This window comes from Pseudomonas arsenicoxydans (assembly GCF_006438915.1).
Taxonomy (GTDB): Bacteria; Pseudomonadota; Gammaproteobacteria; order Pseudomonadales; family Pseudomonadaceae; genus Aquipseudomonas; species Aquipseudomonas arsenicoxydans_A.
Window position 1 is genome coordinate 278,028 of record NZ_RCZE01000005.1, and the last position, 14,729, is coordinate 292,756.

Annotated in this window: 11 protein-coding genes; 5 read left to right on the forward strand and 6 right to left on the reverse strand. The window is 58.9% G+C overall.

The window, feature by feature from the left end; genetic code table 11:
- Window positions 1-14: 14 nt before the first annotated feature.
- The 3 genes from EAH78_RS12735 (at window position 15) to EAH78_RS12745 (ending at window position 2,835) form a co-directional block, all read left to right on the forward strand.
- Window positions 15-1,124, forward strand: coding sequence for a 2-aminoethylphosphonate--pyruvate transaminase (locus tag EAH78_RS12735; RefSeq protein ID WP_140667837.1), 1,110 nt, complete (start codon window positions 15-17; stop codon window positions 1,122-1,124).
- Between the two features lie 145 nt (window positions 1,125-1,269).
- Window positions 1,270-2,097, forward strand: a complete 828-nt coding sequence (phnX, locus tag EAH78_RS12740) for a phosphonoacetaldehyde hydrolase (RefSeq protein ID WP_140667838.1) — start codon at window positions 1,270-1,272, stop codon at window positions 2,095-2,097.
- A 189-nt stretch (window positions 2,098-2,286) separates the two neighbouring features.
- Window positions 2,287-2,835 carry a cytochrome b gene (locus EAH78_RS12745; RefSeq protein WP_140667839.1) on the forward strand — a complete coding sequence of 183 codons (549 nt, stop codon included), beginning with the start codon at window positions 2,287-2,289 and terminating at the stop codon, window positions 2,833-2,835.
- 13 nt (window positions 2,836-2,848) lie between these two features.
- Here the strand turns inward: EAH78_RS12745 and EAH78_RS12750 are convergent, their stop codons facing one another.
- Both EAH78_RS12750 and EAH78_RS12755 read right to left on the reverse strand, forming a co-directional pair.
- Window positions 2,849-3,766, reverse strand: coding sequence for a 1-aminocyclopropane-1-carboxylate deaminase/D-cysteine desulfhydrase (locus EAH78_RS12750; RefSeq protein WP_140667840.1), 918 nt, complete (start codon window positions 3,764-3,766; stop codon window positions 2,849-2,851).
- A 163-nt stretch (window positions 3,767-3,929) separates the two neighbouring features.
- Window positions 3,930-5,969, reverse strand: coding sequence for an NADPH-dependent 2,4-dienoyl-CoA reductase (locus EAH78_RS12755; RefSeq protein WP_140667841.1), 2,040 nt, complete (start codon window positions 5,967-5,969; stop codon window positions 3,930-3,932).
- 209 nt (window positions 5,970-6,178) lie between these two features.
- On the opposite strand from EAH78_RS12755, the gene EAH78_RS12760 reads away from it, so the two are divergent.
- Together EAH78_RS12760 and EAH78_RS12765 are read left to right on the forward strand one after the other, a co-directional pair.
- The gene (locus EAH78_RS12760; RefSeq protein WP_140667842.1) at window positions 6,179-7,309 is read left to right on the forward strand and encodes a carbon-nitrogen hydrolase family protein; all 1,131 of its coding nucleotides are present in this window, start codon (window positions 6,179-6,181) and stop codon (window positions 7,307-7,309) included.
- A gap of 3 nt (window positions 7,310-7,312) precedes the next feature.
- On the forward strand, window positions 7,313-8,353 hold the full coding sequence (locus tag EAH78_RS12765) for an AraC family transcriptional regulator (RefSeq protein WP_140667843.1): 1,041 nt from the start codon (window positions 7,313-7,315) through the stop codon (window positions 8,351-8,353).
- A gap of 343 nt (window positions 8,354-8,696) precedes the next feature.
- On the opposite strand, the gene EAH78_RS12770 is transcribed toward EAH78_RS12765, so the two are convergent.
- The 4 genes from EAH78_RS12770 to lon form a co-directional block, all read right to left on the reverse strand.
- Complete coding sequence (locus EAH78_RS12770; protein ID WP_140667844.1) at window positions 8,697-9,536, reverse strand: DUF2242 domain-containing protein; 840 nt, start codon at window positions 9,534-9,536, stop codon at window positions 8,697-8,699.
- A gap of 228 nt (window positions 9,537-9,764) precedes the next feature.
- Window positions 9,765-11,636, reverse strand: coding sequence for a SurA N-terminal domain-containing protein (locus EAH78_RS12775; protein WP_140667845.1), 1,872 nt, complete (start codon window positions 11,634-11,636; stop codon window positions 9,765-9,767).
- A gap of 233 nt (window positions 11,637-11,869) precedes the next feature.
- A complete protein-coding gene (locus tag EAH78_RS12785; RefSeq protein ID WP_027926068.1) occupies window positions 11,870-12,142 on the reverse strand; it encodes an HU family DNA-binding protein in 273 nt (90 codons plus the stop codon).
- Window positions 12,143-12,290: 148 nt separating this feature from the next.
- A complete protein-coding gene (lon, locus tag EAH78_RS12790) occupies window positions 12,291-14,687 on the reverse strand; it encodes an endopeptidase La (RefSeq protein WP_027926069.1) in 2,397 nt (798 codons plus the stop codon).
- Between the last annotated feature and the right edge of the window lie 42 nt (window positions 14,688-14,729).

Consider the following 14,729-nt stretch of genomic DNA (forward strand, 5'->3'; position numbering starts at 1 on the left):
GCGAGGACACGAGAATGAGTATTGCCGAACCCATCCTGCTCACCCCCGGCCCACTGACCACATCGGCCCGCACCCGTCAGGCGATGATGGTCGACTGGGGTTCATGGGATGACCGCTTCAATCAACTGACCGCCAGCCTCTGCGAGCAATTGCTGGCGATCATCAACGGCGGCGCCAGCCACCACTGCGTGCCCCTGCAAGGCAGCGGCACCTTCGCGGTCGAGGCAGCGATCGGCACACTGGTGCCCCGCGACGGCAAAGTATTGGTGCTGATCAACGGCGCCTACGGCAAACGCCTGGCGAAGATCTGCGAAGTGCTCGGCCGCGCCTTCAGTACTTTCGAAACCGCTGAAGACGAACCGACCACCGCCGCCGACGTCGACCGCCTGCTGCACGCCGACGCCAGCATCACCCACGTCGCACTGATTCACTGCGAAACCAGCACCGGCATCCTCAATCCGCTGCCGGAAATCGCCGATGTGATTGCGCAACACGGCAAGCGCTTGATTATCGACGCCATGAGCTCTTTCGGCGCGCTGCCGGTGGATGCACAACAGGTGCCGTTCGACGCGCTGATCGCCGCCTCGGGCAAATGCCTGGAGGGCGTACCGGGCATGGGGTTCGTCTTCGCTCGCAAAGAATCGCTGGCGAATGCCGCTGGCAACTCTCACTCGCTGGCGATGGACCTGTTCGACCAGCACACCTACATGGCCAAGACCGGTCAATGGCGTTTCACCCCGCCGACCCATGTGGTCGCGGCGCTCCACGAAGCCCTGCTGCAATACAACGAAGAAGGTGGCTTGCCGGTGCGGCATCAACGCTATGCCGACAACTGCAAAGTGTTGCTTGAAGACATGGCCAAACTCGGTCTGCGTAGCTTCCTGCCCGCCGCCATTCAAGCGCCGATCATCGTCACGTTCCACGCACCGAAAGATCCACGCTACCAGTTCAAGGAATTCTACGAACGGGTCAAGGCCAAGGGTTTCATCCTCTACCCCGGCAAATTGACCCAGGTTGAAACCTTCCGCGTCGGCTGCATCGGCCACGTCAACCAGGCCGAGATGCACGCGGCCGTGGCGGCGGTGGCCGAAGTGCTGCGCGAGATGGAAGTGCTCGAAATCTAAGCCACACCAAAAATCCCCTTGTAGGAGTGAGCCTGCTCGCGATGCGGCCATGTCAGTCGACGAAGATGCTGAATGAACAACCGCCATCGCGAGCAGGCTCACTCCTACATTTGAATTGCATTGCCAACTCAGGAATTTTATCGACATGAACTACGCAAACCCAACCAAACTGCAAGCCGCCATCCTCGACTGGGCCGGCACCGTCGTTGACTTCGGCTCCTTCGCTCCCACCCAGATTTTCGTCGAAGCCTTCGCCGAGTTCGACGTCCAGGTCTCCATCGAAGAAGCCCGTGGGCCGATGGGCATGGGCAAGTGGGACCACATCCGTACCCTGTGCGATCAGCCACAAGTTGCCGAGCGTTATCGCGCCGTGTTCGGCCGCGCACCGACCGACGATGATGTCACCGCCATTTACAAACGCTTCATGCCACTGCAAATCGAAAAAATCGCCGAACACTCGGCCCTGATTCCGGGCGCACTGGACACCATCGCCAACCTGCGTCAGCAAGGGATCAAGATCGGCTCGTGCTCCGGTTACCCGAAACAAGTCATGGACAAAGTGGTCGAGCTGGCCGCCACCAACGGTTACGTCGCCGACCACGTGGTCGCCACTGACGAAGTCCCCAACGGTCGCCCATGGCCGGCTCAGGCCCTGGCCAACGTGATTGCGCTGGGCATCGACGACGTCGCCGCCTGCGTGAAGATCGACGACACCGTGCCGGGCATTCTTGAAGGTCGTCGTGCCGGCATGTGGACCGTGGCGCTGATCTGCTCGGGCAACGCGCTGGGCCTGGACTACGAAGGCTATCGCGCCCTCGGCAGCGATAAGCTGGAGAGCGAACGCAAGCGCATCCACGCCATGTTCGAAAGCTCGCGTCCGCACTACATGATCGACACCATCACTGACTTGCCGCAAGTGATCGCCGACATCAACAAGCGCCTGGCAAAAGGCGAAATGCCGCAAAGCAGTTGATCGCGGTTTTCCGAGCATAAAAAAGCGTCAGTTCTATTACGGAACTGGCGTTTTTTTTGATGTCAATCAGCTGAACCAAAGCGTTATACGGCACAATCACTCAAGGCAAATCCGCCAAAGCGGATTACAGTTAAGGAACACCGTCGCTCAAGAACGGTGGTTTCAGACCAGACCTGTGAGGAACACCGTATGCCCTGGAAGAATTCCGAATCACGCTACAGCACCGTATCGATCACGCTGCATTGGTTGATGCTGGTCTTGCTGGCGCTGGTTTACGCCTGTATCGAGTTTCGCGGGATCTTTCCGAAAGGCAGTGGCGGTCGCGCGCTGATCGTTGAATCGCACTACATGCTGGGCCTGACCGTGTTCGTGCTGGTCTGGCTGCGCTTGTTCGCCCGCAGCCTGGGCCCCGCCCCGCAGATCTTCCCCGCCTCGCCCCAGTGGCAAACCACGCTGGCGAAATTGATGCACTGGGCGTTGTACATTTTCATGATCGCGATGCCGATTCTCGGGTGGCTGGTCACGAGCGCCAAGGGTAATCAAGTGATGTTTTACGGCTTTGACTTGCCGATGCTGGTTTCGGAAGACAAGGTGTTGGCCAAGCAGATCCAGGGCTGGCATGAACTGGGCGGCACCATCGGCTACTGGCTGATCGGCCTGCACGCTGTGGCCGGGATCTATCACCATTACGTAGTGCGGGATAACACCTTGCTGCGGATGATGCCCAAGCGCGGTTGAACACAGCCCGTATTTATTGAAATCCCCGGCGGCCCTGCAAGCCGCCGGTGTGGATAAAAATCAAACGTGTACCCTTTTCAAAATGCTCAGCCTCGACTCGCTGCTTGAGCATCAGCAGTGCCTTGCCGGTGTACAGCGGCTCCAAAGGTACACCGCTGGCTTGTTCGGTTTGCTCGATGAAGTCGAGTAACGGCTGATCGACTTTGGCAAAGCCGCCACGGCTCGCATCCAATAGTTCGAAGTTACGTTGCGGTACACCGGCGTCTTGCAGTATCGATTCGATCTGTTGCGCAACGCCGTGATCGTCGGGCACCGCCATTGCGCCATACACTTTGCGTTCACCTGCCTCGGCCAACACCAGGCCGGCCAGGGTGGTGCCGGTTCCGCAGGCCAGCCACCAACTGTCGTAGTCACTCCATCCCAAATGATTCAATTGATCGTCGACCATTGCCTTCAACGATACGCACCCTCGCGCGCCACGCAGACCGCCGCCCCCTTCGGGCACCGGATAAACATCGGGGTATTGCGCCTGCCAGGGTTGCCAGAAACCCGGTTCATGCCGCGCCCGGTAGCCGCCGTAACCCAACCAGTGCAGTTGCATGCCGAATGTCTGCAGGTCCGTCACCGTCGGGGTGTCTTGTGGATGACCGCGCAGCAATCCCACGGTGTTGAAACCGAAGCGTTTGCCGGCGGCGGCCAGCGCATGCAGGTGATTGGAGTGGGCACCGCCCAGGCTGATGATGCCGTTGGCACCGGCGAGGTTGGCGGCGTTGAGGTGCTCGATGAGCTTGAACCACTTGTTTCCGCTGATCAGTGAGTCAATTTCGTCGAGACGCAGAATCGCAACTTCGATACCGGCGGTGGTGAGCCAGTCGAGATGGAGGGGGTCGAGAGGGGCTTGGGGTAGCCAGTCGTTCAGAGGGAGAAGCATCGATGCCGGCTCTGGATAAAGAGCTGGCATCTTAGCAGTCACTGTGGCGAGGGGGCTTGCCCCCGTTGGGCTGCGTAGCGGCCCCAAACATTTCGGAGGCGACACAGATTTTACGACTGCTTCGCAGCCGAACGGGGGCAAGCCCCCTCGCCACAGGGTTTGATTACAACTCAGCAGCCAACCGCGAACCCTGATTGATCGCCCGCTTGGCATCCAGCTCCGCCGCCACGTCCGCGCCACCAATCAAATGCACGTTCTGCCCGGCCGCGACCAACCCGTCCTGCAATTCACGCAGTGGATCCTGTCCGGCACAGATCACGATATTGTCCACCGGCAACACTTGCGGCTCGCCGGTTTCACCGATGCGAATGTGCAGGCCTTCGTCGTCGATCTTCAAGTATTCGACGCTGTTAAGCATCTGCACTTGCTTGTTCTTCAGTCCTGTACGGTGAATCCAGCCCGTGGTTTTACCGAGGCCGTCGCCGACCTTGGATTTTTTGCGTTGCAGCAGGAACACGTCACGGGCCGGTGCATGCGGCTCAGCCTTGATGCCGGCCACGCCGCCGCGCGCTTCAAGGTGAGTATCGATACCCCACTCCTTCCAGAACGCTTCGCGGTCCTGACTGGTGGCTACGCCTTGATGCACAAGGAATTCCGATACGTCGAACCCGATACCGCCCGCGCCGATCACCGCAACCCGCTTGCCCACCGGTTTGCGCTCCAGGATCACGTCCAGGTAGCTCAACACTTTGGCATTTTCCACACCGGGAATCGCCGGGGTCCGTGGCGCGATGCCGGTGGCGAGAATGATCTCGTCGTAACCGCCCTCGACCAATCGAGCCACGTCGACGCGGGTGTTCAGGCACACCTCGACGTTGGTGGTCTGCAATTTGCGGTTGAAATAGCGCAGGGTTTCGAAGAACTCTTCCTTGCCCGGCACGCGCTTGGCGACGTTGAACTGACCGCCGATTTCGCTGGCCGAATCAAACAGCGTCACCTGATGCCCGCGCTCGGCGGCCACCGTCGCAGCGGAAAGCCCCGCAGGACCGGCACCGACCACGGCGATTTTCTTGATCTGCTGCACCGGCAGGTAGTTGAGTTCGGTTTCATGGCAAGCGCGCGGGTTGACCAGGCAACTGGTCAACTTGCCGCCGAAGGTGTGGTCCAGGCATGCCTGGTTGCAACCGATGCAGGTGTTGATTTCATCGGCGCGGCCTTCAGCGGCTTTGTTGACGAAGTCCGGGTCGGCGAGGAACGGCCGCGCCATCGACACCATGTCGGCATCGCCTTCGGCCAGAATCTGCTCGGCCACTTCCGGGGTGTTGATGCGGTTGGTGGTGATCAGCGGAATGCTCACCGAGCCACGCAGTTTGGCGGTGACTTTGCTGAACGCCGCACGCGGCACTTTGGTGGCGATGGTCGGGATCCGCGCTTCGTGCCAGCCGATACCGGTGTTGATAATCGTTGCACCGGCCTGTTCGATGGCCTTGGCCAGGGTGACGATTTCTTCCCAGCTGCTGCCGCCTTCCACGAGGTCGAGCATCGACAGGCGGAAGATGATGATGAAGTTCGGACCGACCGCTTCACGCACACGACGGACGATTTCCACCGGTAGGCGCATACGGTTTTCGTAGCTGCCGCCCCAACGATCGGTGCGGTGGTTGGTGTGGGCAGCGAGGAATTGGTTAATGAAATAACCTTCCGAGCCCATGATCTCGACGCCGTCGTATTCGGCGGTTTGTGCCAGAACCGAACAGGTGACGAAATCGCTGATTTGTTTCTCGATGCCTTCCTCGTCCAGCTCTTTGGGCTTGAACGGGTTGATCGGAGCCTGAATGGCGCTCGGCGCGACCTGTTTCGGGCTGTAGGCATACCGGCCGGCGTGGAGGATCTGCATGCAGATCTTGCCGCCCGCTTCGTGCACGGCGCGCGTCACGATCTGGTGCTTGAGCGCTTCTTCCTCGGTGGTCAGCTTGGCCGCACCGGAATACACCCCGCCCTCGTCGTTAGGGCCAATGCCGCCGGTGACCATCAGGCCAACGCCGCCACGCGCACGTTCGGCAAAGTACGCCGCCATGCGTTCGAAACCGCCGGGTTTCTCCTCAAGACCGGTGTGCATCGACCCCATCAGGGTGCGGTTGCGCAGCGTGGTAAAACCCAAGTCCAGCGGGGCCAACAGGTGCGGGTAGTGAGCGGCGGCCATTTGTAACTCCACATCGAGCGATCACGGAAAAAGTGCAGGAGCTCTTCGGCTCCTGTCAGTCATGCTCGACAGACTAAGAGTCGCATCGCTGTCACTCAATGACCGAAACTGACAACTTATTGATCCAAATGCGCAGCGCCCCTTGGCAAGCGCCAACAGGCGCCCTACCCTAGCCGCAAACCCTGCACACGACCGTTGACTGCTTCCCCATGCGCAAACTTCTGTACCTGACCTTTTCCATGGCGATCATTGCCGCCCTGACAACCTACGCCATGTGGGCCGCGGATCGTCCGGTGGGCCATTACCTGTCGGACCTGCGCATCAACCTGGCCATCGATCAAGGCACACCCGCCGATCGCGGCAACCTGCTGGGCATCCAGCCCGAACTCTTCCCGACCGATTATCAAAGCCCCGAGCGCCTGCATCGCAAGCTCGCCGCCTATTTGCAGAAGGCGCAAGACCAAGGCCTGCTCAACGACAAGACCATCGTTGTGCTGCCCGAACATGTCGGCACCTGGTTGATGGTCAGCGGCGAGAAAGATGAGCTGTACCAGGCCACGACGATCCAGGAAGCGATGAACTGGCTGGCGGCGAGCAATCCGTTGCAGTTCGTTCGCGCGCTGATCAGCGCCAAGGGCGACAGCCGGATCGACGATGCCCATTTGCGAATGAAGGCCAAAGGCATGGCCAAGAATTACCAGGCCCTGTTCGGCGGGCTGGCGAAAGAGTTTCACGTGACGCTGGTGGCGGGCACCATTGTGCTGCCGGAGCCGAGCGTCATCGACGGCACACTGAAAATCGGCCGCGGTGCGCTGTACAACAGCAGTGTCATCTTTGGTCGCGATGGACTGCCGATTGGCCAGCCTCAACGCCAGATGCACCCGGTGTTCGAGGAGCCTGAAGGCATCAAGGCCAATGAACAACAGGCTCTCACCGTCGTCGATACGCCTGCCGGACGCTTGGGCGTGTTGATCGGCAGCGACAGTTGGTACCCGGACAATTACCGCAAACTCGACGATCTGGGCGTGCAACTGGTCGCCGTTCCGGCGTACGTCATCGGCCGTGACACTTGGGACAAACCGTGGCGCGGTTACCGCGGATTACCGACACCGGCCTCTGTCAGCATCAAGCCCGGTGAGCTGAGTGAAGGTCAGGCCTGGCATCGCCTGACCCTGACCGCCCAACCACCCGCGAGCCAGGCCATTGCCGGCATGAGCGTGTTCCTGCGCGGGCAGTTCTGGGACAAGGGCAGCGCCGGGCAAAGTTTTCTCAGCAACAACGGTCAACAGTTCGCCGACGGCAATGCCCGTGGCGCGCGGTTGCTGAACCTCTGGTTGTAACCCATGAAACCGCTACCGATGCGCCTCGGGGATTTATCGGTGGGTTTCGTCCATAGCCTGGCCGATGCCGTACGCAGCCACGGTGCAGACCCGCAACCGTTGCTCGATCAATACGGGCTGGATGCGGCCCGGTTGGCGGAGCCCGGTGCCCGACTGTCGATCCCGCGCTATATGCGTTTGGGCCATGGGGCGATTCAACTGACGGACGACCCTGCGCTGGGTTTGCGCATGGGCCAGCTCAGTCGCCTGAGCCAGGCGGGTCTGGCCGGCGTGACGGCTGCGCAAGCGCCAACGGTTCGGGAAGCCGCACGCTGCCTGATTCGTTTCGAAGCTTTGTACGGCTCCAACTATCGCGGTCAATCGAGTTTTCATGAAGACGCTCAGGGCGCGTGGCTGCGCTTCTATTCCATCAGCCCCTACAACACCTACAATCGTTTTGTGGTGGATTCAATCATCGCCGGCTGGTTGCACCAGTTGTCGAGCATCAGCCCTGTCCCGCTGCGCGCAGAGCGCATCGAGATCGAATTCGACGCGCCGAATTACCGCGAGGTCTATGCCTTGCTGGGCGATTGCCCGATACAGTTTGGTGCCGAGCACAATCAACTGCGCCTGAGCCTGGCCAGCCTCGCTCAACGCAACCCGGAACACTGTCCGAGCACCTGGCGACATCTGCTGCAACTCTGTGAACGGGAACTGGAACAGCTGACACGCACCCGCAGCCTGCGTGAACGCATCACTCAGTTACTGGGGCCGTTGCTCAATGGTGGCCGGGAACCCGACCTGGAAGAAGTGGCGGCACGCCTGAAGCTGCCCACCTGGACTTTGCGCCGCAAACTGGCCGAAGAGGGCACGCAATTTCGCGCGATTCTCAACGACACCCGTCGCGACCTGGCCATGACCTACATCCGCGATACCGAACTGGCGTTTGGAGAAATCGCCTACCTGCTGGGTTTCGCTTCAGCAGAAGCCTTCCAACGGGCGTTCAAACGCTGGAGTGGCCAGACACCCGGCGAGTTTCGCCGCAGCCATCGCCAATCCGCTTGACGCTTACAGCTCGGTAGCGTCTTCGGCGGGTTCCAGCGGGTCCAGTTCAAACGCCTGGTACTCGAGCAGCTCTTCTTGATATTCGTCCATTTTTGAATCCCCCAGCGCTCGTTTAAAAAATGCCTGAATAAATGACCAACGCCTTGAGCATAAAGTGCCCCTGTGAAAGAAAAATGACGCAGGCGCACCGCTCAGCGGCTACTTGATAAAACGTAGCAGGCGGTCAGGAATTTATCACAGGTTTTTTTCGATACAGGCTGTAGGACTACGGCCTGGCTGACGCAGATGAACGTTAAGCGCCTACGGGATCGGTGTCGTTTGACCCGATCCCGTCGGTTAGCTTTTACTGACCAGAGATGGGCATAGCCGGAATCGGCTCGCTTGGCGGCGGCAAGTCCGACTGCGGTGGGGGCGTGACCGCTTCTGTGGTCGGTGCCGGCTCGCTTTTTTGTTCAGGGGTGATCGGGGCAGTCTCAGCCGGTGGAGCAACCGGTTCAGAGGCAACCGGGGCTGGCGCAGGTTCGGCGACCGGGGTTGGGGCTGGCGCTGGCTCTACCGCTGGGGCCGGAGTGGGTGCCAACGCCGCAGGCGCTGCCTGGGGTTCAGGTACGCCGAGGTCGGTTTTCGGTTTTTCGACGATATGTGCGGCTTTCTTCGCTTCCGGTGGCAGGAACAATTCGACCAGGGTGAAAAAACGCTCGTAGAACTTGGCCGACGAAACGGTTTCGCTGGCGACCTTGACCATCGAGTCGTCGGACGAGCCGATCGGCATCGACACCGAGCCCAACACACCGACGCCAAGGCTGGCTGAGTTGTTGGTTTTCTTCAGCGCATAGCGGTCCTGCAGGGCGTTGGCGAACATGGTCGCGTGGTGCCCTTCGCTGCCGTCATCGGTACAGACCACACTGAAGCTGATCTCCATGTGCGTGTCGCCGGTCTGCTGGAAACTCTTGTGTCCACTGATCAGCTTGGGGTCGCTGCTGGTAATGATGTAACCCTGGCTGAGCAAGGCGCGGCGGGCGGCCTCGCAGGTTTGCGCATCGCTCACGGGGTAGTTGCGCGAAAAGGTGCCGGAGTCGGAGAAGTTCTCATGCTCATAAATCGCGGCTTTCTTGGAGGAGCAGCCGGCAGCAGCGAGCACCAGTGCCAACCCGACGAGACGCATGGGAATTGATTTAAACATTGAACATCCTGAGGAAAACGGTCCGGGGCGTATTGTGCAACAGATCGATGCTTAGCGGAGCATCGATTAGTGTCTTAAAACAGATACAAGTGTAAAGACTCCCATTCACGCGAAAAGGTCGCTGTATCTCCGTCTCCGGCGACGGATAACCGTTTCACTTTCCTTCCGTGAATAAAAAACCCCAGCCTTTCGGCTGGGGTTTCTATGTAGCGAAAAGCTCAATCGGCATCAATAACGCTTGATGTCCGCTTCGCTTTCCAGCTGCTTGCGGTAAGCCGCGAAGTCTTGCTGGCCAATGCGCGAGGCGAGGAAGCGGCGGTATTGAGCCTTCTCTTCTTCGGTCGGCGCGGCCGCTTCGTTCACGTTGTTCAGACGCACGATCACCAGGCTACCATCGGCCAGGGTCACGTTGCTGAAGGTCGGCTTGTCCTTGGCGGCAGGCTTGGGCATCCGGAACAGCGCTTGCAACACAGTCGGGTCAACCCCTTCCTGAGCGCGGGTAGCCGCTTCGGTCACTTTCCAGCTCTGGCCGTCGATTGCCTTGTCCAGCGGAGTCTTGCCGTCTCGCAGGCTGGCAATCAGCTGTTCAGCCTTGGTCTTGGCGGCAGAGCTGGCGTGCTCTTTGGCCAATTGCGCGCGGATGGCCGTATTAACGGCTTCCAGAGGCAGCTGTGCTGGTTTCAGGTGTTCCTTGGCGCGCAACACGATCACGGTTTCCGGATCGAGTTCGATGGCGGTGCTGTTGGCACCCTCATCCAGCACTTCAGGACTGAACGCAGCGGTCACCACTGCACGGTTAGCGGCAATGCCCTCACCGCCTTCACGACCAAATGGCTTGGAGGTGTGGATGGTCAGTTTCAGGTCTTGCGCCGGCTGGGCCAAATCGGACGCTTCGAACGAGGCGTCTTCCAGTTGCTTGGTTGCCTCGACGAAACGCTGCTCGACTTGCTGGGTTTTCAGCTCGCGGGTCAGCTTGTCTTTCAGGCTGGCAAACGTCGGCACTTCAGGTGCTTCCACACCTAACAGCTTAATCAGGTGGAAACCGAAGTCGGTACGAACCGGCTCGGAGACTTGATCTTTGGCCAGCGAATACAGGGCCTTTTCGAAGGCCGGGTCGTAGACGCCAGGACCTGCGTAACCGAGGTCACCACCATTGTTGGCCGAACCCGGGTCCTGGGAGAACTCTTTGGCCAGGGCCTCGAATTTCTCGCCTTTGGCCAGACGCGCCTGCACATCTTCGATCTTGGCCTTGGCTTGCGCCTCGGTCACTTTGTCATTCACTTCGATCAGAATGTGCGCGGCCCGACGCTGTTCGGACAGGTTCGCGGTTTCTTTCTGATACGCCGCTTGCAGGTCTTCGTCCTTGACGGCGACCTGATCAAAGAAGGAGGACTTCTTCAATTCCAGGTAATCGATGATCACCTGATCCGGCGTCATGAATTCCTTGGCGTGTTCGTCGTAGTAAGCCTTGACCTCATTGTCGGTCAGCTTCACCGCTGCCGGGTCAACCTTGACGTTCAGGGAAGCGAAATCGCGGGTCTGTTTTTCCAGACGGGCGAACGCCAGAACCTGTGCGTCGGTGACAAAACCGCTACCCGCCAGGCCAGCGCGCAGCTGACCGATCAGCATTTCCTGAGCCAGCATCTGGCGGAACTGCATACGGCTGTAACCGAGCTGACGGATCACCTGATCGAAACGCTCAGGGCTGAACTTGCCGTCGACCTGAAATTCAGGCGTCTGCAGGATCACTTGGTCCAGGGCAGCTTCGGAGAAAGCGAACTTCGAGTTCTGTGCGCCTTGCAGCAGCAATTTGCGATCGATCAAGCCTTTGAGGGCCGATTCGCGCAGCATTTTTTCATCGAGCAAGGAAGCATCGAAATCCTTGCCCAGCTGTTGCATGAGCTGACGGCGTTGCATATCAACCGCTTGGCTAAGCTCGTTCTGGCTGATTTCTTCGCCATTGACCTTGGCCGCATCATTGCTGTGCGTAGTGGCCTTGAAAATGGCATCGAAACCGGTCAAAGCCATCAGTGCAACGATGACCCCGATAATGGTCTTGGCAATCCAGCCTTGTGAATTGTCCCTGATATTCTGCAGCATGCGTCCCCCAGAAACGGTTGAACTTCAAAATTAGGCAACCGTGGAGCGTGGGTAGAATCCGGATAGAAGAAAGGCGCATCCGGGGATGCGCCTTCTCGTAACTGGCGGAGCGGACCGAGGGTTCGAACATGCGACCCTCGGTGTCTCGGACCGGCAACTTGCCGACTGGACTACCGCTCCGCTGCCAGGTCAGGCATGACCCCGACCCGGATAGGCAAAAACCTGAATCGAACTTAGTTGACAGCTTCTTTCAGTGCTTTACCGGCTTTGAAACCTGGTTTTTTGGCTGCTGCGATTTCCAGCGTCTTACCGGTTTGTGGGTTACGACCGATGCGAGCTGGACGATCAGTAACGGAGAAAGTACCGAAACCAACCAGAACAACGGAGTCGCCAGCCTTGAGAGCGCCAGTGACGGATTCGATTACTGCATCCAGGGCTTTACCAGCGCTGGCTTTGGAGATGTCCGCAGATACGGCGATAGCATCAATCAGTTCCGACTTGTTCACTCTAAGTCCCCTTATATCTATTTGAGTATGATTCTAAGTTTTTTTGGTGAAAACAAAAACGAGTGCTGAATGGCCTACAGACACTTAAGAGCCGCTTTATAACAAGGGCTCTAAAAAGCTGTCAAGGAAGCCACCCGGCCAAATGCTACTAATGCGTGCTAATTCTTTCCTTAGAGTCAGACTCGCGTTTTTCATCCTTTGCAACGATCTCTGGAGCCACATCAGGCAGGGGCTCCGGCGCGTATTGCAGCGCAATTTGCAGGACCTCGTCAATCCATTTAACCGGTTTAATCTGCAGATCTTGCTTGATATTGTCAGGAATTTCCTTCAGATCGCGTACGTTCTCTTCAGGAATGATCACTGTCTTGATCCCGCCACGGTGAGCAGCGAGCAGTTTTTCCTTCAATCCGCCAATCGCCAACACCTGGCCACGCAGGGTAATTTCACCCGTCATCGCGACGTCTGCACGCACCGGAATCCCGGTCAGAGCCGACACCAGGGCCGTGCACATGCCCACACCGGCGCTAGGGCCGTCCTTAGGGGTCGCCCCTTCCGGCATATGGATATGCGTGTCGCGCTTCTCGTGGAAGTCCAGGGGGATCCCCAGGCTCTTCGCACGGCTGCGAACCACGGTCAGTGCGGCGGTGATCGATTCGACCATCACATCACCCAGGGACCCGGTCTTGATCAACTGGCCCTTGCCCGGTACCACCGCAGCTTCGATGGTCAACAATTCGCCGCCCACTTGCGTCCACGCCAGCCCGGTCACCTGACCGATCTGGTCCTGCGATTCAGCGAGGCCGTAGCGGAATTTGCGCACGCCCAGGAAGTGTTCGAGCATCTCGGCAGTGACTTTCACCGAGAAGCGTTTTTCCATCGCATGCTCTTTGACCGCCTTGCGGCAGACCTTGGCAATCTGGCGCTCCAGCCCACGCACACCGGCTTCGCGGGTGTAGTAGCGGATGATGTCGCGGATCGCTTCGGCGTCGAATTCCAGCTCGCCTTTCTTCAAGCCGTTGGCAGTAATCTGCTTCGGCGAGAGGTATTTAACGGCGATGTTGATCTTCTCGTCTTCGGTGTAGCCCGGCAGGCGAATCACTTCCATCCGGTCCAGCAATGCCGGCGGGATGTTCATGGAGTTCGAGGTGCACAGGAACATCACATCGGACAGGTCGTAGTCGACTTCCAGGTAGTGATCGTTGAAATTGTGGTTCTGCTCGGGGTCGAGCACTTCCAGCAACGCCGACGCCGGATCGCCACGCATGTCGCTGCCCATTTTGTCGATTTCATCGAGCAGGAACAGCGGGTTGCGAACGCCCACCTTTGTCATCTTTTGAATCAATCTTCCTGGCATCGAACCGATGTAAGTACGGCGATGACCACGGATTTCAGCTTCGTCACGCACACCACCGAGGGCCATACGCACGAATTTGCGGTTGGTGGCGTGGGCAATCGACTCCGCCAGCGAGGTTTTACCCACACCAGGAGGACCGACCAGGCACAACACCGGACCACGAATTTTCTTCACACGCTTTTGCACGGCGAGGTATTCGAGGATCCGCTCTTTGACTTCTTCCAGACCGTAGTGGTCTGCGTCCAGAATGTCTTCGGCGCGCGCAAGGTCCAGGCGTACTTTGCTCTGGGCCTTCCACGGCACCTGAACCAGCCAGTCGATGTACGAACGCACCACGGTCGCTTCCGCGGACATTGGCGACATTTGTTTCAGCTTGTTCAGCTCACCCTGGGCTTTGGCCAAGGCATCTTTGGGCAGGCCAGCGGCATCGATGCGCTTTTTCAGCTCTTCGATTTCGTTGTGGCCTTCGTCGCTGTCGCCGAGCTCCTTCTGAATGGCCTTCATCTGCTCATTCAGGTAGTACTCGCGCTGACTGCGCTCCATTTGTTTTTTGACACGACCGCGAATGCGTTTTTCGACTTGCAGCAGGTCGATTTCGGCATCCAGCAAGGCCAGAACGTGCTCGACCCGGGCCGACAAATCGATGATTTCGAGGATTTCCTGCTTCTGCTCGATCTTCAGCGCCATGTGCGCGGCCATGGTGTCGACCAGGCGGCCTGGCTCATCGATGCTGTTGAGCGACGACAGGACTTCAGCCGGGACTTTCTTGCCCAGCTGTACATATTGTTCGAACTGAGCCAGCAGGCTGCGCACGAATACTTCCGACTCGCGCTCTGGCGCGTCGACTTCGTCGATCAACGAGACTTCGGCACGGCAGTGGCCGTCCACTTCGCTGAAGCGCTCCACGGCGCCCCGCTGCTCGCCTTCGACCAGAACCTTTACGGTGCCGTCAGGCAGCTTGAGCAGCTGCAGAACGGTCGCAATCGTACCTACGCGATAAAGTGCATCTTCACCGGGATCATCGTCAGCAGGGTTTCTCTGAGCCAGCAGAAGGATCTGCTTGTCGCCCGTCATCGCGGCCTCGAGGGCTTCGATGGATTTCTCGCGCCCCACAAACAGCGGGATAACCATGTGCGGATAAACCACAACATCACGCAATGGCAGGAGAGGCAATTCGATGGTTGTCTTCATGATTTCGCCTCTACGGCGGCCATAAGGCCGGAAACAGATGGA